This window comes from Streptomyces sp. NPDC002328, from assembly GCF_042890065.1.
GTDB lineage: Bacteria > Actinomycetota > Actinomycetes > Streptomycetales > Streptomycetaceae > Streptomyces.
Genome location: NZ_JBIARQ010000035.1, coordinates 14,251 through 33,138, shown reverse-complemented (window position 1 = coordinate 33,138; position 18,888 = coordinate 14,251). Strand labels below are relative to the sequence as shown.

General features: G+C 68.9%; 16 protein-coding genes and 2 pseudogenes. 9 read left to right on the top strand and 9 right to left on the bottom strand.

Annotation, left to right across the window (positions count from 1 at the left end):
• Positions 1–77 precede the first annotated feature (77 nt).
• From ACFYX4_RS39910 to ACFYX4_RS39900, 3 genes are all read right to left on the bottom strand, one after another.
• Entirely contained in the window at positions 78–833 is a 756-nt protein-coding gene (locus tag ACFYX4_RS39910; RefSeq protein ID WP_389344686.1) for an SDR family NAD(P)-dependent oxidoreductase, read from the bottom strand.
• A 343-nt stretch (positions 834–1,176) separates the two neighbouring features.
• Positions 1,177–1,773, bottom strand: coding sequence for a TetR family transcriptional regulator (locus tag ACFYX4_RS39905; protein WP_389344684.1), 597 nt, complete (start codon positions 1,771–1,773; stop codon positions 1,177–1,179).
• 87 nt (positions 1,774–1,860) lie between these two features.
• Positions 1,861–2,454, bottom strand: coding sequence for a TetR family transcriptional regulator (locus tag ACFYX4_RS39900; RefSeq protein WP_389344682.1), 594 nt, complete (start codon positions 2,452–2,454; stop codon positions 1,861–1,863).
• Between the two features lie 127 nt (positions 2,455–2,581).
• On the opposite strand from ACFYX4_RS39900, the gene ACFYX4_RS39895 reads away from it, so the two are divergent.
• From ACFYX4_RS39895 to ACFYX4_RS39880, 4 genes and pseudogenes are all read left to right on the top strand, one after another.
• A complete protein-coding gene (locus ACFYX4_RS39895; RefSeq protein ID WP_389344680.1) occupies positions 2,582–3,352 on the top strand; it encodes an SDR family NAD(P)-dependent oxidoreductase in 771 nt (256 codons plus the stop codon).
• Positions 3,353–3,452: 100 nt separating this feature from the next.
• The gene (locus tag ACFYX4_RS39890; RefSeq protein ID WP_389344678.1) at positions 3,453–4,205 is read left to right on the top strand and encodes an NADPH-dependent F420 reductase; all 753 of its coding nucleotides are present in this window, start codon (positions 3,453–3,455) and stop codon (positions 4,203–4,205) included.
• Between the two features lie 61 nt (positions 4,206–4,266).
• Positions 4,267–5,139: pseudogene (locus ACFYX4_RS39885) on the top strand (LLM class F420-dependent oxidoreductase).
• A 58-nt stretch (positions 5,140–5,197) separates the two neighbouring features.
• The gene (locus ACFYX4_RS39880) at positions 5,198–6,379 is read left to right on the top strand and encodes a dihydrodipicolinate reductase (RefSeq protein WP_389344676.1); all 1,182 of its coding nucleotides are present in this window, start codon (positions 5,198–5,200) and stop codon (positions 6,377–6,379) included.
• 165 nt (positions 6,380–6,544) lie between these two features.
• Here the strand turns inward: ACFYX4_RS39880 and ACFYX4_RS39875 are convergent, their stop codons facing one another.
• The 5 genes from ACFYX4_RS39875 to ACFYX4_RS39855 form a co-directional block, all read right to left on the bottom strand.
• Entirely contained in the window at positions 6,545–7,927 is a 1,383-nt protein-coding gene (locus ACFYX4_RS39875) for a metallophosphoesterase (protein ID WP_389344674.1), read from the bottom strand.
• Between the two features lie 93 nt (positions 7,928–8,020).
• On the bottom strand, positions 8,021–8,461 hold the full coding sequence (locus tag ACFYX4_RS39870) for a hypothetical protein (RefSeq protein WP_389344672.1): 441 nt from the start codon (positions 8,459–8,461) through the stop codon (positions 8,021–8,023).
• A gap of 60 nt (positions 8,462–8,521) precedes the next feature.
• Complete coding sequence (locus ACFYX4_RS39865; RefSeq protein WP_389344670.1) at positions 8,522–9,478, bottom strand: FAD:protein FMN transferase; 957 nt, start codon at positions 9,476–9,478, stop codon at positions 8,522–8,524.
• Between the two features lie 145 nt (positions 9,479–9,623).
• Entirely contained in the window at positions 9,624–10,667 is a 1,044-nt protein-coding gene (locus ACFYX4_RS39860; RefSeq protein ID WP_389344668.1) for an aldo/keto reductase, read from the bottom strand.
• A gap of 106 nt (positions 10,668–10,773) precedes the next feature.
• Positions 10,774–12,288 carry an MFS transporter gene (locus tag ACFYX4_RS39855; protein WP_389344666.1) on the bottom strand — a complete coding sequence of 505 codons (1,515 nt, stop codon included), beginning with the start codon at positions 12,286–12,288 and terminating at the stop codon, positions 10,774–10,776.
• A gap of 231 nt (positions 12,289–12,519) precedes the next feature.
• On the opposite strand from ACFYX4_RS39855, the gene ACFYX4_RS39850 reads away from it, so the two are divergent.
• The 4 genes and pseudogenes from ACFYX4_RS39850 to ACFYX4_RS39835 all read left to right on the top strand — a co-directional run bounded on the left by ACFYX4_RS39850 (position 12,520) and on the right by ACFYX4_RS39835 (position 15,860).
• On the top strand, positions 12,520–13,437 hold the full coding sequence (locus ACFYX4_RS39850) for a helix-turn-helix transcriptional regulator (RefSeq protein WP_389344664.1): 918 nt from the start codon (positions 12,520–12,522) through the stop codon (positions 13,435–13,437).
• A gap of 16 nt (positions 13,438–13,453) precedes the next feature.
• Positions 13,454–14,435 (top strand): annotated as a pseudogene (locus tag ACFYX4_RS39845) (aldo/keto reductase).
• A 32-nt stretch (positions 14,436–14,467) separates the two neighbouring features.
• The gene (locus ACFYX4_RS39840) at positions 14,468–15,397 is read left to right on the top strand and encodes a helix-turn-helix domain-containing protein (RefSeq protein ID WP_389344662.1); all 930 of its coding nucleotides are present in this window, start codon (positions 14,468–14,470) and stop codon (positions 15,395–15,397) included.
• A gap of 79 nt (positions 15,398–15,476) precedes the next feature.
• Complete coding sequence (locus ACFYX4_RS39835; protein ID WP_389344660.1) at positions 15,477–15,860, top strand: nuclear transport factor 2 family protein; 384 nt, start codon at positions 15,477–15,479, stop codon at positions 15,858–15,860.
• Here ACFYX4_RS39835 and ACFYX4_RS39830 read toward each other — a convergent pair.
• Complete coding sequence (locus ACFYX4_RS39830; protein ID WP_389344658.1) at positions 15,803–16,255, bottom strand: DUF6537 domain-containing protein; 453 nt, start codon at positions 16,253–16,255, stop codon at positions 15,803–15,805. The two genes, ACFYX4_RS39835 and ACFYX4_RS39830, sit on opposite strands and share 58 nt — an antisense overlap.
• A 459-nt stretch (positions 16,256–16,714) precedes the next feature.
• On the opposite strand from ACFYX4_RS39830, the gene ACFYX4_RS39825 reads away from it, so the two are divergent.
• Positions 16,715–18,778 (top strand): Shedu anti-phage system protein SduA domain-containing protein, encoded by a 2,064-nt coding sequence (locus ACFYX4_RS39825; RefSeq protein WP_389344656.1) that lies wholly within the window; start codon positions 16,715–16,717, stop codon positions 18,776–18,778.
• The last annotated feature ends 110 nt before the right edge of the window (positions 18,779–18,888 follow it).

Genomic DNA, 18,888 nt, shown 5'->3' with positions numbered 1-18,888 from the left:
GCCGGCATCCGCAGCATTACCTGCTGCGGATGCCGGCACCCAGATGCGAGCGGCGCCGCAGGTCGCCCGGCGCCGATTCAGACGAGGCTTGCGCCTCCGTCGACACTCAGGAATGCGCCATGAACGAAGGCGGCATCCTCGGAGGCGAGGTATGCGACGGCTTCGGCGATCTCGCGCGGCAGGCCGAAACGGCGGGCGGGAAGGTGGGCCACGGCAGCGGCGGTCCGGGGATCACCGGCGGCCGCGGCCTGGATCTCTTCGGACAGGACAGGGCCGGGGGCGACCGAGTTCACGCGCACGCCCGACGGGCCGTACTGCTTGGCCCACGCCTTGGTGAGGTTGTCCAGAGCGGCCTTGCTGGAGGAGTAGGCGATACGGTCCGGGGCCGCCTTGTCCGCGACGAACGAGCTGACGTTCACGATCGCTCCGCCACCGCGCTCGACCATGCCCGGAACGAGTTCGGCGACCAGGAAGAGCGGCGCCTTGACGTTGGTGTTGTACACCGCGTCGAAGACCTCTTCCGTCGTTTCGGTGGTGGCGCCCTCGGGGAACACACCCGCGTTGTTGACGAGGATGTCGATCCGGCCGGTAACTGATCGCGCATGCTGGGCCAGGGCCCGCGTGCTGTCCGCGGACGAAAGATCGGCCTGTACGAAGTCGGCCTTGCCGCCCGCCTCCCGGATCTCGGCGACGGCTTGGGCGCCGCGCTCGGCGCTGCGCCCGGAGACGATGACATGGACGCCACGGTCGGCCAGTACGTCGGCGATGGCGCGGCCGATGCCGCTGGTGGATCCGGTGACAAGTGCGGTCTTGCCGTTCAGGGGGGTGGTCATCACAACTCCAGCTTGCGTTGGGGGGGACCAGCTCACGCTCCAAATTTGGAACTGAGTATCATGCTAGCAACTCGAGTGCACCCGTGTAAGTGAGAGTCCAGTAAGGGCCTGGACGCCAGTTATCCGACGCGGTGGCAGGCTTCTGGAGTCCCCCAGGCCGAACCGGCGGCTGGTTGGGCGGTAGCAGCCCACAGCGCCCACGAGAATTCGCACCCGTTGAACCACACCTTGAGGGCGGGCGCCACGGGAGAGGTCGGTCGTGGAAACCGCTGTGCGGAAGGGGTCGGGCCGCTGCCGTGCGACCGCTCTCCCCAAGGGGCCGGTCGGCGCGGACGTCAGCGCGTCAGCTGGGGCCGAGCGCGTCGAACGCCTGGTCCAGAAGGTCGACGAGGTCGAGACGGCCGTCGGAGGCGGTCCAGTGGTCGAGAGCGATGCTGAGACAGTCCAGCGCGGCAGCGGCCTTCACTGAGATGGCCGGCGTCAGGGGCTGTGGGGAATCGGCGCGCTCGACAAGGGCACTGGCCAGGGCAGGCCACCAGCCGCGCTGCTTCTCCAACTGCCGGGCACAGAGGGCCGGCGTGCCGAGGACGAGTCGGGTCATCGTCAGGGCCCGGGCCGGGTCCTGACGGTAGTGCTCGATGGCGACGTCCAACCCGTGACGCAGCGCCGTCCAGTCGTCCTCGTCGGCCGGGCGGGCACGTACCGCGTCGGCTACCTGCCTGCCGTGCGCGTCGAAGACGCTGAGAACCGCTTCTTCCTTGCTGCCGAAGTACCGCAGAAAGGTGCTGCGGGACACCCCTGCCGCCGCAGCCAGGTCATCCAGCGTGACCTTGTCGAACCCCTCGCGCAGGAACAGGTCCAACGCCACCTCGGCCAGTTCGGCCCGTACGGCGGCCCGGGCGATGTCACGGGTTTTCGCGCGCCCGGCTACCACGTCCACCCGCGCCCCCATCCCGTACTCCGACCTCGATCCCAACACTGTCCGCAAGCTGCCAGTATGACACCCGGTTTCACGAAGTGAACGTGACTACCCCGGCGCGAATGCGGCGAAGGCCTCGTCGAGCAGAGCGTCGAGGTCGAGGCGGCCATCAGAGGCGGTCCAGCCGTCGACGGCGACATTCAGGCAGTCCACCGCGGCGGCGGCACGTACCGACGGAACCAGGAGCGTGGGCCACGGGGGATCCGCGCGCTCGGCGAGCGCCTGGGCGATGGCCGGGCGCCAGCCGTTCTGCTTCTCCAGTGTGCGGGCGCCCAGCGCGGGCGTGCGCATGATCAGCTGGGACATCGCGAGTGCGCCGTCGGGGTCCCGGCGATGGAGTTCGGTGACGGCATCCAGCGCGCGCCGCAGGGCCGTCCAGTCGCCCTCGTCGGCAGGCCGGGCGCGTAGCGCTTCGGCGACCTGCTCGCCCTGGATGTCGACGGCGCCGAGGACGGCGTCCTCCTTGGTGCCGAAGTAGCGCAGGAAGGTGCTGCGGGACACTCCCGCAGCCGCGGCCAGGTCGTTGACGGTGACGTTGTCGAAGCCCTCGCGGCGGAACAGGTCGAAGGCCACCTGGGCCAGCTCGGACCGGATGGCGGCCCGCGCGATGTCTCTCGTGTTCGTTCGTACGGCTCCATTCACTTCTCGATCCTACCTCCCACTTGACCTCGACTCGCAGCGGTGAGCTACTGTTTCTTTTCTGACACCGAGTTTCACACAACGCCGAATGGCACAAGAGTGGCACTTCAGCTCAGCAGGGGAGACAGGCATGAGGGGTCTGCATGGCAAGAGGATCGTCATCGCCGGGGGTGCGACCGGCATCGGCGCGGCCACGGCCGAGCGGCTCGCCGAGGAGGGAGCCTTGGTCGTCGTCGGTGACATCAACGCGGCTGGAGCCGAAAGCACCGCCAAGGGCATCACCGAGGCGGGTGGCACCGCGATCGCCGTCGAGTTCGACCTCGCCGAGGAGGCCTCGATCCAGGCGCTGGTCGACCGGACCGTCGCCGAGTTCGGCGGGGTCGACGGTCTCTTCAACGTCGGCGCCGACCTTTCGCCGGCCACGCTGGGCGGTGACGTCGACCTGCTGGAGATGGACCCGGCCGTGTGGCGCCGCACCCACGACGTGAACCTGCTCGGCTACGCCCTGACCTGCCGGGCGGTCCTGCCGCACCTGCTGGGCCAGGGCGGCGGCGTCATCGTCAACACCTCCTCCGGCGCGGCCTGGGGCGGCGAGCCCACGCGGCCCGCGTACGCCGCCTCCAAGGCCGGGATCAACGCGCTGACCCGCCACATCGCCTCCCGCTGGGGAAAGGAGGGCATCCGCTGCAATGTCGTCGCACCCGGTCTGGTCATGGGCGAGACCCAACAGGGGCAGAACGATCAGCAGTTGCAGGCCATGGCGTTGCAGTACGCCCGCAGCCCGCGGCTGGGCGAGCCCTCCGACCTGGCCGGCGCCGTCGCCTTCCTCTTCTCCGACGACGCGACCTGGATCAGCGGCCAGGCCTGGTCGATCGACGGCGGTATGAGCCTGCGCGGCTGACAGCAGGTGCTCCGGCTCCGCCACGCCCGGTCCCCTCCGGGACCCCAGGCACCCTTCCCATTCTCATTCACCTATGACCACCGACCGGAGACCTGACCCCATGACCAAGACCCTCGGACTCATCGGCGCCGGCAACATCGGCAGTGCGCTGGCTCGCTTGGCCGTAGCAGCCGGCCTGAATGTCGTCCTGAGCAACTCCCGCAGCCCCGAGACCCTCGCCGACCTCGTCACCGAACTGGGCGAGCAAGCCCGCGCGGCCACCCCCGCCGAGGCCGCGCAGGCCGGCGACCTGGTGGTGGCGACCATCCCGCTGAGCAGCTACGACAAGCTTCCGGCTGCCGCCCTGGCCGGGAAGACCGTCATCGACACCATGAACTACTACCCCGACCTCGTCGGCCACATCGCCGAGCTGGACGCCGGCGGACTGACCTCCAGCACCCTGGTGCAGCGGCACCTGGCCGACTCCCGGGTGGTCAAGGCGTTCAACAACATCGACTACGTACGCCTGTTCACCGCCGCCCGGCCCACCGACGCCGGCGACCGCAGTGCCCTGCCCATCGCCGGTGACGACACGGCCGCCAAGGCGCACGTCGCCGAGCTACTGGACGCGCTCGGCTACGACGCCGTGGACACCGGCACCCTCGCCGACAGCTGGCGCAGCGAGCCGGGCACTCCCGTCTACGTCCAGCCGTACCTGCCGGCGCAGCCGGAGGATCTGAGCGACGAGGAGAAGTGGCACTGGTTCCTCGAAACCCCGGTCGTCCCTGTGCCGGCCGCCAAGGTGAGGGAACTGACCGCCACCACCGTCCGGCGAACCGCGGGCGACACCCGCGGGACCCTCAGCCAGGACTGACGCGCGAGCCACGGACCTGGACCTGCGGCGAGGCGGCCGACATGCGACTGGGCATCAACATGTGGGATTCGACGATCCCGCCGGTGACCTGAAGAGGCAGGGTGGGCCGGGGCCGGAACTGGCCGCCGTCGGGGCCGCCGCCGAGGCGGCGGGGCTGGGCCGGCTGTCGGTGATGGACCACTACTTCCAGATGGAGGTGATGGGCGGAGCCGAGAGCGCCATGCTCGAGTGCTACACCACACTCGGCGACCTCGCCGCACACACCTCCACCGTGCGACTCGGTGCGCTGGTGACCGGGGTGACCTACCGTCACCCCGGTCTGCTGGTCAAGATCGTCACCACGCTCGACCAGCTTTCCGGTGGCCGCGCCACCCTCGGCATCGGCGCTGCCTGGTAGGAACGGGAACACCTCGGCCTTGGCGTGCCGTTCCCGCCGACGGCCGAGCGTTTCGAACGGCTGGAGGAGACCCTGCGGATCTGTCTGCCAGATGTGGGACCCGCAGGACAACGGCCGTTCGAGGGCGGGCACTACCAGCTGGCCGAGACGGTGTGCGTGCCACCGCCGGTGAGCGCCCCGCACCCGGAGATCATGATCGGCGGTAGCGGCGAGAAGAAGACCCTGAGGCTGGTGGCCCAGTACGCCGACGCCTGCAACCTCACAGCTCCCACCCGCGACGAGGTCGTGCACAAGCTTGATGTGCTGCGCCGCCACTGCGACGACCTGGGGCGGGACTACGGGCGGATCCGCAAGACGGCCATGTACTCCGGTGACGCCCTCCGCGATGGCGACTTCGACCGCTTCGCCGAGGCGATGAGCGGCTACGCCCGGCTCGGCGTCGAGACCGTCATCGCCTCCGTACCGCTCGCCGGAGCCGCCCGCTGGATCGAGGAGCGCGCCGCGCCGGCGGCGCGACGGCTGGCCGAACTCGGCTGACGAGGGCCGTATCCACCTCGTCGAGGCCCGCCCACGGGCGTGGCGGACACAGCCGCCCGTGGCCCGGCCTCGCCCCGTCGGACAGCACGTCGGAAAGCCTCCGGGCTCATGCCCGCCACCGCACGACTCACCAACAAGAGGGAGAGAAGTGTCTGATCAGCAGTCCCCCGAGGAAGCACGGTCCGCGAACCCTGGCGGCCGCTCCGACCGATCAGCGGAACCCAGCAGTCGTTACCGAGTCGCGCAATGGGCAACCGGCAACATCGGGACGCGAGCTCTTCGATGCGTCATCGAGCACCCGCAGTACGACCTGGTCGGCGTGCATGTGCACTCCGACGCGAAGGTCGGACGCGATGCCGGTGACCTGTGCGGCACCGGACCGACCGGCGTCCGCGCCACCGGGGACATCGAGAGCATCCTCGCCGCCGAACCGGACTGTGTGCTCTACATGCCGGCGCCTGAAGGCATCAGGATCGACGAGTTGTGCCGGCTCCTGGCGTCGGGTGCCAACATCGTCACGGTCCTGACCGCGTCCGACCTGACGCCTGGCGTACGGCGGCGGATCGAGGCGGCGTGCGAGCTCGGCCGGACATCGTTCTACGCCACAGGGTCGAGCCCGGGATGGATCACCGAAGTCCTCCCTCTCGCAGTGACCGCCCTCCAACGTCGGCTCGATCGCCTGACGATCGAGGAGTTCGCCGACATGTCTACGCGCGACTCGCCGGAACTGTTCTCCCAGATGTTCGGCGGCGATCCTGCGGCGATGGACCTCACGCACCTGACCGCCCGTCTGCAGGAGGGCTTCGGCTCCTCACTGCGCCAGCTCGCCGACGGACTCGAGACGCCCCTCGACGCCATCACCGCGACGGCGTCGGTGGCCGTCGCGGCGAAGCCGGCGAAGATCGGCCCGGGCGCGATCGAGGCGGGCACGGTCGCCGCGTGGCGGTTCGAGGTCACCGGGCTGCGGGACGGCAGGCCGTTCATGGTGATCCGGCCCACCTGGTACGTGACCAGGGACCTCGAACCTGCCTGGGAGGTGCGCGACACCGGCTGGCACGTCGTCGTCGAGGGTGACGCCCCGCTCGACATCGACATCCGCGTCGCCACCGAGAACTACGCCGCCTTCTCACCCGGCTACACGGCCCACATCGCCGTCAACACCGTGCCCGTGGTGTGCGCGGCTCCGCCCGGTATCCGGACCACCTTCGACCTGCCGAGGATGGTCGCGAACCTGGCCTGAACGCCCGCGTGCCCTGGGCCACCATGTCGTGCCGCCCCGGGGTGGACAGGGTCCGGCTCACTGTCGACGAACGGGCGGCCGTATCGCGGTTCGACGCAGTCGTGGGATCCAGGGAGCCACCGGCTTGCCGCAATACGCACTCCGGTGACGCCTCGGCCCACACAACTACGCCTGCGTCGAGGCGAGTTCGACGACGGTGATGTCGGACGGCGCGCCCACGCGCACCGGTGGGCCCCAGGCGCCGGCGCCGCGGCTCACGTACAGCTGGGTGTCGCCGTAGCGTTCGAGTCCGGCGACGGTGGGGTTGGCCAACTCCGCGAGGAGGCTGCCGGGCCAGAGCTGACCACCGTGGGTGTGGCCGGAGAGCTGGAGGTCGACGCCGTGGCGGACGGCGTCGTCGATGACGACGGGCTGGTGGGCGAGGAGGACGGCGGCGCGGGAACGGTCGCGGTCGCCGAGCGCCTTGCCGAAGTCGGGGCCCTGGCCCTCCTCCTCGCCCCGGACGTCGTTGACGCCCGCCAGGTCGAAGCCTGGCAGTTCCGTACGGGCGTTCTCCAGCGGGCGCAGCCCCAGCTCCCGTACCTTCTCGATCCACGGCTCGGCGCCGGAGATGTACTCGTGGTTGCCCGTGACGAAGTACGTGCCATGCCGTGCCCGGAGCTGGGCGAGTGGTTCGACGGCCGGGGTGAGGTTCTCGACGCTGCCGTCCACCAGGTCGCCGACGACCGCGATCAGGTCGGGCTGGGTCGCGTTGATGGTGTCGACGACCCGCTGGGAGAAGCCGCGGCCCAGGATGGGACCGACGTGGATGTCGCTGACGACGGCGATGCGGAAACCGTGCGCGCTGCGGGGCAGTTTGGCCAGCGGAACGGTCAGGCGCCTCACTTCCGGCCCACGCAGCACACCGTACGTGCCGTGTCCCACGGTTCCGACGGCGATCGCCGCTGCGGCTCCGCCCACGACGCGGGACACGAAGAGGCGACGTGACGGGCCGCCTGTGGGGTCGGTGCCGGTCGACGGCGTGGGCTCGGGTGCGTTCGAAGGGTCCAGCACCGTGACGACGGGTCCGATGGCGCCTCGTGCGGCATCGAGATCGCCGCGAGGCGTTGTCGCGGGCAGCGGCTCGCCGGCCGCAACGAGTTCCTCGGCGCCGGAGTCAGCGGCTTGCACTTCATTGGACCGCGCCGTCGGCCCGACGCGCTGCCGCGCCTCCGCACCAGTGTTCCGGCGCGCGATCCAGCGCCGCATCACAGGCCGGGCGGCCTCACCCACCAGCAGCGCGAGCAGCAGGTACAGGAACAGCGCCAGCCACAGGTACCCGGGCCAGGCGAGGATCCGCTGCAGGAGGAAGGGGACACCTTCTTCGCCCTCCGCCGTCATGGCCACCATCGACAGCACTGGCCCGGCCACGAAGACGACGCTGCCGGCTCGCCGGAGGACCGAGCCCTTGTGGGTGGTATCCCGTACGAGGCGGCGCCAGGCGTACCAGTGAAGCGCGCCGAACGCCGCCAGGACGGCGCCGCTGACGAGGACGAAGACGATGACCACGACTCTGCGCAGTCCTTTCCTTGTGGTGTCCCGGGGACGGACGCGTCCCCGGCTGTCTGTGCCGGGACCTGCCGCACGGCCTGCGGCCGGCGGTCAGCCGGAAGCTTCGGCCTTGATCCGTGCCAGGGCTTCGTTGAAGCCCTTCGGGGTACCGCTGTTCCCGGCTACGCGGTCCAGGCGCACGCTGTCGATGTCCTTGCCCACGACGAGTCGTGGGACCGCGGCGGCGAAGCGTTTCTGTAGGGCGAGCGAGGTCTCGTCCGTCGCATGCGGCGTGACCTTGACGGCGGTGATCCTGTCGTCTGCGAGGGTGACGGTCACCCCGATGCTGGAGGGAAGGTTCCCGTACCAGCCCTCGGCCTCGAACTCGCCGTCCGCGTAGGTCGAGGCACCGCGCTCCGCCCCGCTGTTCGACGCGGACGACGACGCGGACGGTGAATTCGCGCTGTCCGCCTCCGTCGAGGCGCATCCCGTGACGGCCGCCGTCAGGGAGATCCCGACGGCGGCCGTGATCTTCTTACTCAGGGCCGTCATGTTGCTCCTCGGAGTGGTCTTCTTGTCTTGGGTCTTCGGTACGAATTCCAGTGGCGCTGCTCAACTGAACAGCTCGCCGTCGAAGTTCTGCGAGATCTCCGCGTGGCCGCTGGCGTACATGCGCACGTAGCCGAAGTCGAAGGTCTGCGCGAGCAGATGCGCGTCGGTGAAGAACAGCGCTGTCGCCAGCCCGTCGGCGAGAGCGGCTTCGTCGGCGACGACCCATGTGGCGACGACCTTGCGCGTCGGGCGACCGGTGCGGCCGTCGAGCAGGTGGTGCAGCCCGTCGCCCCAGGCGCGGGCACTGACGCCGGACGCGCACAGCGCGCGGCCCCGGAGGTTCGCCACGCCGATCACGAGTTGGGGATCGAACGGATGCTCAAGGCCGACCTGAATGGTGCTTTCCCCGGCATGTCGCAGATCACCGCTCGCGTCGATGACGAACCGGGCGATGCCGTCCTCCCAGAGGAGCGCGGAGACGATGTCCACCAGGTAGCCCTTGCCGACCGCTCCCACGTCGATCACGACCGGCCGTCGGGTGAGGAGCTCCCTGCCGTCCCGCATGATGTCCGCCGCCCAGGTCGCCCGGCCCCGGGCGCGCTCCTCAGCCAGGACCGTTTTCGGGGCGGGTGTGAGGGTGTACGAGGCGTCGTATCCGAGGAGTTCGAGATCACGGCCGACGAGCGGGTCGACGGCACCGCCGGTCACGGCGACCAGGCGGTCGTAGAGGTCGAACAGGACGAGTGAGTCCGCCGGGAATTCGAACCGGCCTCCGGCCGGAGCGGCCGCGATCGCGGCCACCAACGAGTCGGGACGGAAGCGCGAGTACGTGTCGTCGAACCGCCGGATGCGGTCCAGGATCCGGCGCCGCGCACTCCCGCTCAACGGCTCGTCGGTGTCGATCTGCCAGCCGGTGCCGATCGCTTCGAAGGTGAACCGGCTGCCTTTTCCTTCGGGTTCGCCGGGGGCTGTCGGCCTGGAGACGCTGTCCAGGTGCCGCGTGACGTGGTGGTGCACGGTTGCCGCTCCGTACGGTTCGGTGGGCGACTGCTGCCAGTGAGCGGGGCCTCGGCGGGCTGTCCGGGCGAGGTGAGCGCCCGGACAGCCCGCCGAGGCAGCAAGCTGCTGTGGGGGGCCGCTTCGGCCTGCCCCCGGGTTGGCGTCAGCCCAGCTGGGCACCGCCGTTGACGGTCCGAGCGCTCTGGGCGAGGCCGAACGGACCGTAAGGGTAGGGCGTCGGGCTCGGGTCGCTCGCCTTGTCGAGGAGGGCCGTGGCGTCCGTGTCCAGATGCAGGTCGGCCGCGCCGAGGTTGTCGGTGAGCTGCTTCATGTCACGGGCGCCGAGGATGACCGAGGTGACACCGGCACGGTCGGCGACCCAGCTGAGCGCCACCTGGGCGGGCGAGGCACCGGTCTCCTTGGCGACCTGGACGACCGCGTCGGCCGCGGCCCAGGTCCGGTCCGCGTTGGCGTAGTTCGCCGAGGTGTACTGGTAGAGGGGGTTGGCCGATCCGGCCCGGGTGTCGGGCTCGGGCTGGGCGCCGCGGGCGTACTTCCCTGTAAGGAAGCCGCTGGCCAGGGGTGACCAGGGCAGCACGCCGAGTCCGTTGTGCGCAGCGGCCGGCAGGACCTCCCACTCGACCTCGCGGACAGCGAGGTTGTACTGCTCCTGCAGGGTCACCGGGACCGGCCAGCCGTTCGCGCGAGCGGTGGAGACCGCGAGCTGGAGCTGCCAGCCGGTGAAGTTCGACAGACCCGCATAGCGGATCTTGCCCGCCCGGACGGCGGAGTCGAAGAAGGACAGGGTTTCCTCGATCGGGGTCAGCGGGTCCCAGGCGTGCACCTGGTACAGGTCGACGCTGTCCACGCCCAGGCGGCGGAGCGAGGCGTCCAGCGCCCGGGAGAGATGGCGCCGGGACAGGCCGATGTCGTTGACGTCGTCGGTGAACGGGAATCGGCCTTTGGTGGCGAGCACCACCCGGTCGGTGACTTCGCTCGGACGGCTGGCCAGCCACCGGCCGATGATCTCCTCGGTCACGCCGCGGTTGTAAAGATCGGCGGTGTCCACGAGGTTTCCGCCCGCTTCCAGGAATGCGTCCAGCTGGGCGAACGCCTCGTCCTCCGGGGTCTCGTCCCCGAAGGTCATCGTGCCGAGCGCGAGGTTCGACACGACCGTGCCCGTGTGGCCAAGTCGTCGGTACTCCATCGTGCGTTCTCCCTTGGGGGTCGGAGTGCAATCGTGCGGAAAAGAAGGTGGCTGGGTGGGAGGCCGTCCCGGGTCCGTGGCGGGACGGCCCTGCCTCCTTCGGCCGTCAGTGCGCGACGACCGGAACCTCGGCCTGCTGCGCGGCCTCACCGGAGGAGTCGGCCCTGCTGCGGCCCCCGCCGTTGACGAGGACGAAGGCGATCAGCGCGGCCAGCGCCATGATCGCAGTGGCCCAGCCGAAGGCCACGGCATAGCCGTGGACGGCGGCCTGCTGTGCGGCGGCCTCGGGGACGGAACCGGAGAACTCGCGTGCGGCGATCCAGCTGGTGGTGGCGCTGGCGGCGATGGTGTTCAGCAGTGCGGTGCCGATGGAGCCGCCGACCTGCTGCGAGACGTTGACCATGGCGGAGGCGACACCCGCGTCCTGCGGCCGGACGCGGGAGGTGGCCAGGCTCATACCGGGCATCGAGGCCGTACCCATGCCCAGACCGATCAGGATCTCGGAGGGCAGGACGTGGGTGGCGAAGGAACTGTCCACCTCCAGCTGGGTCAGCAGCAGCATGCCGATGGCGGCCAGCAGGAAGCCGGGACCCATCAGGAAACGGGCCGGGACGCGGTTGACCAGGCGGGTGCCGATCTGAGTGGACCCGATGACCAGGCAGACGACCAGCGGCAGGAACGCTACGCCGCACAGGACCGGCGAGTAGCCCTTGTTCAGCTGCAGGAAGTAGGTCAGGAACAGGAACTGACCGAACATGCCGATCATGGCCAGACCGATGGAGAGGTAGGCGCCACCACGGTTGCGGTCCGTGATCACGCGAAGCGGCAGGAGGGGTGCCTTGACCCGGGTCTCGACCAGGGCGAACGCGGCGAGCAGCACGACCGCGGCTACGAACATGCCGATGGTGAGGCCGGAGCCCCAGCCGTCCTGCTCCGCCCGGGCGAAGCCGTAGACCAGGGCGACGAGTCCGACGGTGGCCAGCAGGGTGCCCACGACGTCGAGCCGGTCGCGGTTGCGCTGGTCCCCCCGGTCGCTGATGTAGACGACGGCACCGGCCGCGGCCACGACGGCGAAGACGATGTTGACGTACATGCACCAGCGCCAGTTGATGTACTCAGTGAGCACACCGCCCAGGAGCAGGCCGACCGCACCGCCTGCCGCCGCGATGGCGCCGAAGATTCCGAACGCTTTGGCGCGCTCCTTGGCCTCGGTGAACGCCACGGTGAGCAGGGACAGAGCGGCGGGGGCGAGCAGGGCGCCGAACACGCCCTGCAGGGCGCGGGAGGCGAGCAGCATGCCGAGGTTGACGGCGGCGCCGCCGAGCGCGGAGGCCAGGGCGAAGCCGACCAGGCCCACCACGAAGGCGCGCTTGCGGCCCCACAGGTCGCCGATCCGTCCGCCCAACAGCAGCAGACCGCCGAAGGCGAGGCTGTAGGCGGTGATCACCCACTGCCTGTTGCCGTCGGAGATGTTCAGGTCCGCCTGGGCGTGCGGCAGCGCGATGTTCACGACCGTCGCGTCCAGCACGACCATCAGCTGGGCTATCGCGATGACCGTCAGCGCCTTCCAGCGCTGCGGATCGGGCGCCGGCGCACCGGCGGGAATGTGACTTGCTGACATGGGAATGGCTCGGTTTCTGTGACGGATGGAACGAAGGGAAGCGCCGGACACCTCAGAGCGGGGACCACACTGTCGGCCGCGCGGGCAAGGCCCTCTTCCACGCTCATCAAGAGTGCGGGCCGACGGCGAGATGTGGCAGGCCGGGCTAAGCCCTGGAGCCGCGTTCGGTGCTGTGGCAGGGCACCCCACACGCCTTCCGCCCAGATCGCGGCATCCCCACACTTTGAACACATGGATCGTGAGCAGCACAGCGGCGACACCCGAGGTACGGAGATGGGGCGCTTCCTGCGCGCCTGCCGTACCCGCCTGACGCCCGAAGAGGTCGGCCTGCCGGCCGGCGGTGGGCGGCGCCGCACCCCCGGACTGCGCCGGGAGGAGCTGGCCACGCTCGCCGGCATCAGCATCGACTACTACGCCCGGCTGGAGCGCGGCACGGAGACCCGGCCCAGCCCGTCCGTGATCGACTCTCTCGCCCGCGCGCTGAAGATGGAAGAGGACGAACGCGATCACCTGCGCGCTCTCGCAACCCTCGCCGCCCGCTCGACACCCGAACCGCCATCCGCGCCCAACCGCACCGTGCGGCCCGGTGTCAAGCTGCTGCTGGAAAGCCTGCGCCCCTACCCCGCGCACGTGTTCAGCCGCACCGGCGACGTGCTGGCCCACACCCCGGGCGGACTTCGACTGCTTCCCGGCCTGGACGACTGGCCGGCCAAGCAGCGCAACATCGCCCGCTACGTCTTCCTGCACCCCGCCGCCCGAGGCCTGTTCGACGACTGGTCGGGCCAGGTCCGCACCTGTGTCAACGGACTGCGCGCCCTGGCCGGCATGGAGCCGGACGCACCCGACCTGACGCAACTGGTCGGCGAACTCCTGCTCAAGAGCCCCGAGTTCGCGCGCATGTGGGAGCGCTACGACGTCAAGGGCCACTCCTATGGGCGCAAGACCTTCCACCATCCCGAGGTCGGCGACCTGACCTTGGGCTACCAGACCATGCAACTGCAGGGCACCCCGGGCCAGTGCATGGTCGTGTACTACGCCGAGGCCGGCACACCCGAACACGACGCGCTGACCCTGCTCGACCTGGCCGCCATCGAGTCCGAGCACGCCCCGAGACTCTCGCCCGACAGCCAGACCATCGAGAGCGCGTGACGGAGGGAGCCCCCACATGGACTGCACCCGCCTGGGCACTTCAGGTCTCGAGGTCAGCCGTATCGCCCTCGAGTGCATGAGCTTCGGCGCTCCCCGGCCACAGACCCCGTGGACGCTCGACGAGGATGCCGCCCACCCATTGTTCCAGCAGGCAGTCGGACTCGGCATCACGTTCTGGGACACCGCGAACGCTTACGGCAACGGCACATCCGAGGAGATCGTCGGCCGAGCCATCGCCAAGTACACGCGGCGCGACGACATCGTTCTGGCGACCAAGGTTTTCTCACGCATGCACGGCGGGCCGGGCGGTTCCGGCCTGTCCCGCAAAGGGATCATGGAGCAGATCGACGCCTCGCTGCGGCGCCTGGGCACCGACTACGTCGACCTGTACCAGATCCATCGCTTCGATCCCGCGACTCCGGTCGAGGAGACGATGGAAGCGCTGCACGACGTCGTCAAGGCGGGCAAAACCCGCTACATCGGATGCCTCGTCGATGTGGGCGTGGCAGTCCGCCAAGATGCAGCACGCCGCGGACGTTGGCGGCTGGATCCGGTTCGTGTCCATGCAGGACCAGTACAACCTGGTCCACCGTGAGGAGGAGCGGGAGATGTTCGGCTCGCTCGCCGACCAGGGCGTGGGCAGCATCCCGTGGAGCCCCCTCGCCAAGGGCATGGTCACCAGGCCCTGGCAGCAGCGCGACACGGCGCGCGCCCGAGCCAACCCGGACACCGACCCCTGGGGCCGGCCGCTGTTCTTCGACAGCGACGAAGCCATCGTCGACGCGGTCGAGGCCATCGCGACAAGCCGCGGCGTGCCCATGGCACAGGTCGCCCTCGCCTGGGTGCTGAAGAATCCGATCGTCACCGCACCCGTTGTCGGTGCGACCCGAGTCGGCCATCTCACCGACGCTGCCATGGCCGTCGGCATCGTCCTCACCGACGACGAGATCCGCTCCCTGGGAAAGCCGTACGTCACGCGCATGCCCACGAATTTCTGACAGCCCGGAACCCGGCCCCCACAGGGACCCTCATGCCTTCTCACATCACGCCCAGAAGCGCGCAGCCGCCGTCACGTCCACCGGCAGGAAGCAGTTCGGAGTCCGGACTGGACCGGCGCGCCGAACTGCGGGAATTCCTCCGATCCCGGCGTGCCCGGCTCAGACCCGAGGACGTGGGGTTGCCGTCGTCCACACGACGCCGGGTGCCGGGGCTGCGCCGCGAGGAGCTCGCGCAGCTGGCAGGGGTGTCCTTCGCGTACTACACCCGCCTGGAACAGGGCCACGGGACCACCATGTCGGCCGAGGTGCTGGACGCCGTCGCCCGCGCCCTGCGCCTGAGTGGAGACGAGCACGCCCATCTGTTCCGCCTTGCCCGGCCGGAACTGCACGCGAATCGCCACGCCATGCCCCACACGCAGAGGCTGCGGCCAGGCATCCAGCTACTGCTGGACGCGTTCGACGGGGTCCCCGCGTACGTCTTCGGCCGACGCCTGGACGTCCTGGGCTGGAACAGGCTCGCCATCACCGTGTTCGGTGACTGGTCCCGGCTCCCGCCCAGGGAGCGCAACCTGGCCCGGCTGTTCTTCCTCTCCCCTGCGGCACGTGACCGTTTCGCCGACCTGGAAGCCAAGATGCTGGACGTCGTCAGCGTGCTGCGTGTGGACGCGTGTACGCATCCCGAGGACACGGAACTCGTTGCCCTGATCGGCGAGTTGGCGGAGAAGAGCAACGACTTCCGACGACTGTGGGCCCGGCACGACGTGCGTCGCAGGGGCCACGGCGTCCAGCGGCTGCGGCACCCGGTGGTGGGTGAACTCACCCTTTCCTTCGAAGCCATGGGATTGCAGGGCGACGCAGACCAGACCCTCGTCGTCCATCACGCCGAGCCCGGCTCGACGTCCCGGAAAGCCTTATGGCTGCTGACGGGCCTGTCGGCCCTACGCACTGAGTCTGCCTGCTGACGACAGGAGACACGAAGCAACAAGATCCGGCCGACGTCCCGACGGATCCCGACCGACCTGCCGAACAACGGGAGTCACCGTGCAACCGCCCCCCGCCCAGAGCGCCCACGACGAAGTCAGCACGGCCTTTCGCGCCTACCTGCAGGCAATGCTCGACGGCGACACCGACGCCCTCGACAGCCTGCTCGCCGACGGCTGCACCCTCACTCACGTCACCGGTTACGTGCAGCCCAAGGACGAGTGGCTCTCGCAGATGCGTGCCCGCCAGTTCCTCTACCACCGGATCGAGGAGAAGAGCATGACTGTCGAGGTCGAGGGCAGCACAGCCCACGTCTCCGGCCGCTTCATCACCGATGCGACGGTGTACGGCACCCGCGCGAACTGGCCGCTGCAGATGACCATGGACTACGCCCGCGATGGCGACACGTGGTCCGTGGTCCGCTCAGCTGCCACGACCTGGTGAGCCATGCCGTCGCCGGAAACCGGCGGCACCAGGCCCTTGGTCCACCGATCCGTCGACCCGCTCGACGTCCTGTCGAGCGGGTCAAGTCGGTGGCTCCCCCGGAACTCGTCGGGCAGTCGCGTGAGTTCCTCCCGGTAGCGGTGTACGTTCTGCACCTTGATCTGCTCGTAGGCCCTGACCATGTCGGGGAGCGAGGCGAGTTTGGCCGCGAACGCCAGGGTGAGAGGGCTGTGCCGGTGCAGCACTTCCTCGACCTCTCGCCGGTACTGCACGACGAGTTGAACCAGGCGGCACCCCTGCGCGCCGTCCCCGAACCGCTCAACCCCGGACACATCACCCGCCTGGACATACGCCGCAGAGACCGCCTCGGCGGAGTCATCGACGAGTACCGACATGCCGCCTCAAATGCACGGATGAGGTAGTCGGCAGGGGCAGAGCCAGGTGTGCACCGTGCGGGCTGTGACGGTCAACCCGTGCGGGCTGGGGCTTGGGCGTGGTCGGTGCGGGTGAGGCAGCGCAGCCGCACGAGCAGGCCGCTCCAGGCGGCCCCACTGCGGTGTGCGCGCCCCTTCCTGAGGGGCCATAGTCCGGCGGGTCCGTGCCGAACGCAGTCGGCACGGACCCGCACCGTTTCCCACCGCACCGTGCAATACGCCCCCACGATCGCGGCACGGTTCTTCCGCGAGGTAGCCAGCAGAGCCACGAAATCCCGGGCCAGGCCAAACAGATCCCTTGCCGCGGCCAGGCGGTAACACTGCACGCGGCCGCAGCATCCGCGATGTTGCCACTGCGGTCAGAGACATTTGATGTTCAATCACCCACCACGTGAGGCGGAGTGCGTTCATCCTGGGGCCATGACGCAGTCCGCCACGCCGGCATCACACAGCAATAGCACGCAGAGAATCACGACTCTCACGCGACGCGACATCGTCGACTACCTGACCGGTGAGGGTGGCCCCTGGTGGGGACGGCTCGAGGAGATCGACTTCATCGAATCCCTGTACGACCTCGACAGGCTGGCATCGACGGACTCTCGGTACACAACAGCACGAGAAGACATCATCAAGCACCGGGTAACCAACGACGACTGGGAAGACAACTGGATCTTCGAAAACCCCCACTTCCAACTCCACGACGGCCCTGACGAGGTTCTTCTCGCCTTCTTGGCGCGGTTCGTGCATCCCGAGGTGCAGCCTGACGCTGACCACGCATTCCAACGGGCCGCGAAGCTGAACCGTCTCCTCGGGCCGGACGGCTGGACGCTCCGCCCATTCAAGTTCATATCGGAACGGCCGGTCTACGCTCCAGCCCCCGCACCGTCTACCGGCCCGCTGGTCTCCGTGCCGCTCGATGACGACGACCCCGGCAAACTCGACCTCGTCCTCGGACAGACCTACAGCCTCCTCGATCGCGACGGCGAGAAAATCGCCCGCGACCTGCTCCGCCCGACTGTCCTGACGCTACGCCGTGACGGCGGCATCTACCACCCCATGCCCGGTGACGGATGGACGGACGCCACATACGAGGCAGTCCTCACCGTGCCTTCCGTCCTCCTGCCGGCATTCACGGAGACCGTCATCAACGCAGTCTGGCAACGGCTGGAAGCCGTACTCACCCGTCTCCAACGCGCAGACGTCCAGTCCCTCGTCGTCGAAGGCGACCTGGGCCCGCTGCCGGCCGTCTCACCGGACTGGAGGAGCCAGACCTCCGAGCCTGATCTCCCCGTCCTGCGGGGCTTCCGCATCGGCCTTCCGACCACAGAGTTCGATGTCACGGCGCAGGACTTCTCAGATCTTGAGATTCGCGACCACGACCAAGGGCTCCCCTACTTCTACGACACTCGCGGAAGCCGCCTGATCACCGATTTCCTTCTGGACGACCGGCAGCGGGTGGCCACGTTGTGCAACGTGACCCTCATCAACAAGGACGGTGTCCTTTCACCCAGGATCAAGCTCTGGAAGAAGGACAAGAGCAAGGCTGCAAAGACGGCAGCCACGGAAGCGATACCCGGCACCGAGGCCCCTCAGATCGTCAAGGCACTCGTCGATGCGAGTGATGTCCACGAGAGCTTCTGGAAGGTCATCCGCTTCCTCGAAAGCTGCGTCGGGCTGGACATCCCTGACAGCAGCCTGCGGCTGGTCGTCGGCGACGAAGCAGAGTTGGCTCGCCTCCTGGCCGACCAGAACCGCACAACACTCCTCGAAGCCGTCAGAGCCGCCGTCGGCGGCGCCCTCACGGAAGAGGACATCCGACTGATCAGCAACCGCAAAGCCCAACTCCAAAGGTTCGACCGGTTGTTGAACGACCCGGAGTTCTTCCAGCAGGAGCGCGCTCAGGTGGCCGGGCCGGAAGCGGTCTGGCAGGGCTTCTTCGAAAAGAATTCCTGGATCTTCGGATACGGCCTCACCTTCGTCGCCTGTGGCCCCTACGACGACGGCAAGCTGGAGCGCATCACGACCGGCGCGAACATCTTCGCGGGGGCAGGAAAGCGCAGTGACGCCGTCATGCGTTCCAAGGGCTTCATCAGCAGCCTGCTGTTCTGCGAGATCAAGACCCATCTGACATCCCTGCTGGCCAGCGCACCGTACCGGGCGCCGGACGTCTATCAGGTCTCCAAGGAAGTCGTCGGCGCCGTGGCGCAGGTACAGAAGACCGCCTACAAGGCCCAACAACTGGTCAGCGGTCAACTGCATAGGCAGTTCCGGGACGACGGTGCCCCGACCGGCATCGAGGTCTCCACCGTCCGCCCGCGACAGGTGCTCGTGATCGGAAGCCTCAACGAGTTCACCGACGGCGGCGCGGCGAACCCCGAGAAGATGACTTCCTTCGAGCAGTACAGGCGATCCATCCAGGACGTCGAAGTCATCACGTTCGACGAGCTCTACGAACGGGCCTGCTTCATCGTGCAGGACAGATGAAGCACGACCGAACCGAGCGGGAAACTCCCGAGCTGAGAGCAGCCAGTCCGAACATCCCGGCTGGCTGCTCCCCCTCGCCAGCCGTCAGCGAGCGTCTCGGGCGACCCGCC

Bases quoted from the DNA above. Each gene is read 5' to 3' on its own strand.
- ACFYX4_RS39910 (WP_389344686.1), bottom strand. From the start codon at position 833: ATGACCACCCCCCTGAACGGCAAGACCGCACTTGTCACCGGATCCACC.
- ACFYX4_RS39895 (WP_389344680.1), top strand. From the start codon at position 2,582: ATGAGGGGTCTGCATGGCAAGAGGATCGTCATCGCCGGGGGTGCGACC.
- ACFYX4_RS39890 (WP_389344678.1), top strand. From the start codon at position 3,453: ATGACCAAGACCCTCGGACTCATCGGCGCCGGCAACATCGGCAGTGCG.
- ACFYX4_RS39870 (WP_389344672.1), bottom strand. From the start codon at position 8,461: ATGACGGCCCTGAGTAAGAAGATCACGGCCGCCGTCGGGATCTCCCTG.
- ACFYX4_RS39860 (WP_389344668.1), bottom strand. From the start codon at position 10,667: ATGGAGTACCGACGACTTGGCCACACGGGCACGGTCGTGTCGAACCTC.
- ACFYX4_RS39855 (WP_389344666.1), bottom strand. From the start codon at position 12,288: ATGTCAGCAAGTCACATTCCCGCCGGTGCGCCGGCGCCCGATCCGCAG.
- ACFYX4_RS39850 (WP_389344664.1), top strand. From the start codon at position 12,520: ATGGATCGTGAGCAGCACAGCGGCGACACCCGAGGTACGGAGATGGGG.
- ACFYX4_RS39840 (WP_389344662.1), top strand. From the start codon at position 14,468: ATGCCTTCTCACATCACGCCCAGAAGCGCGCAGCCGCCGTCACGTCCA.
- ACFYX4_RS39830 (WP_389344658.1), bottom strand. From the start codon at position 16,255: ATGTCGGTACTCGTCGATGACTCCGCCGAGGCGGTCTCTGCGGCGTAT.
- ACFYX4_RS39825 (WP_389344656.1), top strand. From the start codon at position 16,715: ATGACGCAGTCCGCCACGCCGGCATCACACAGCAATAGCACGCAGAGA.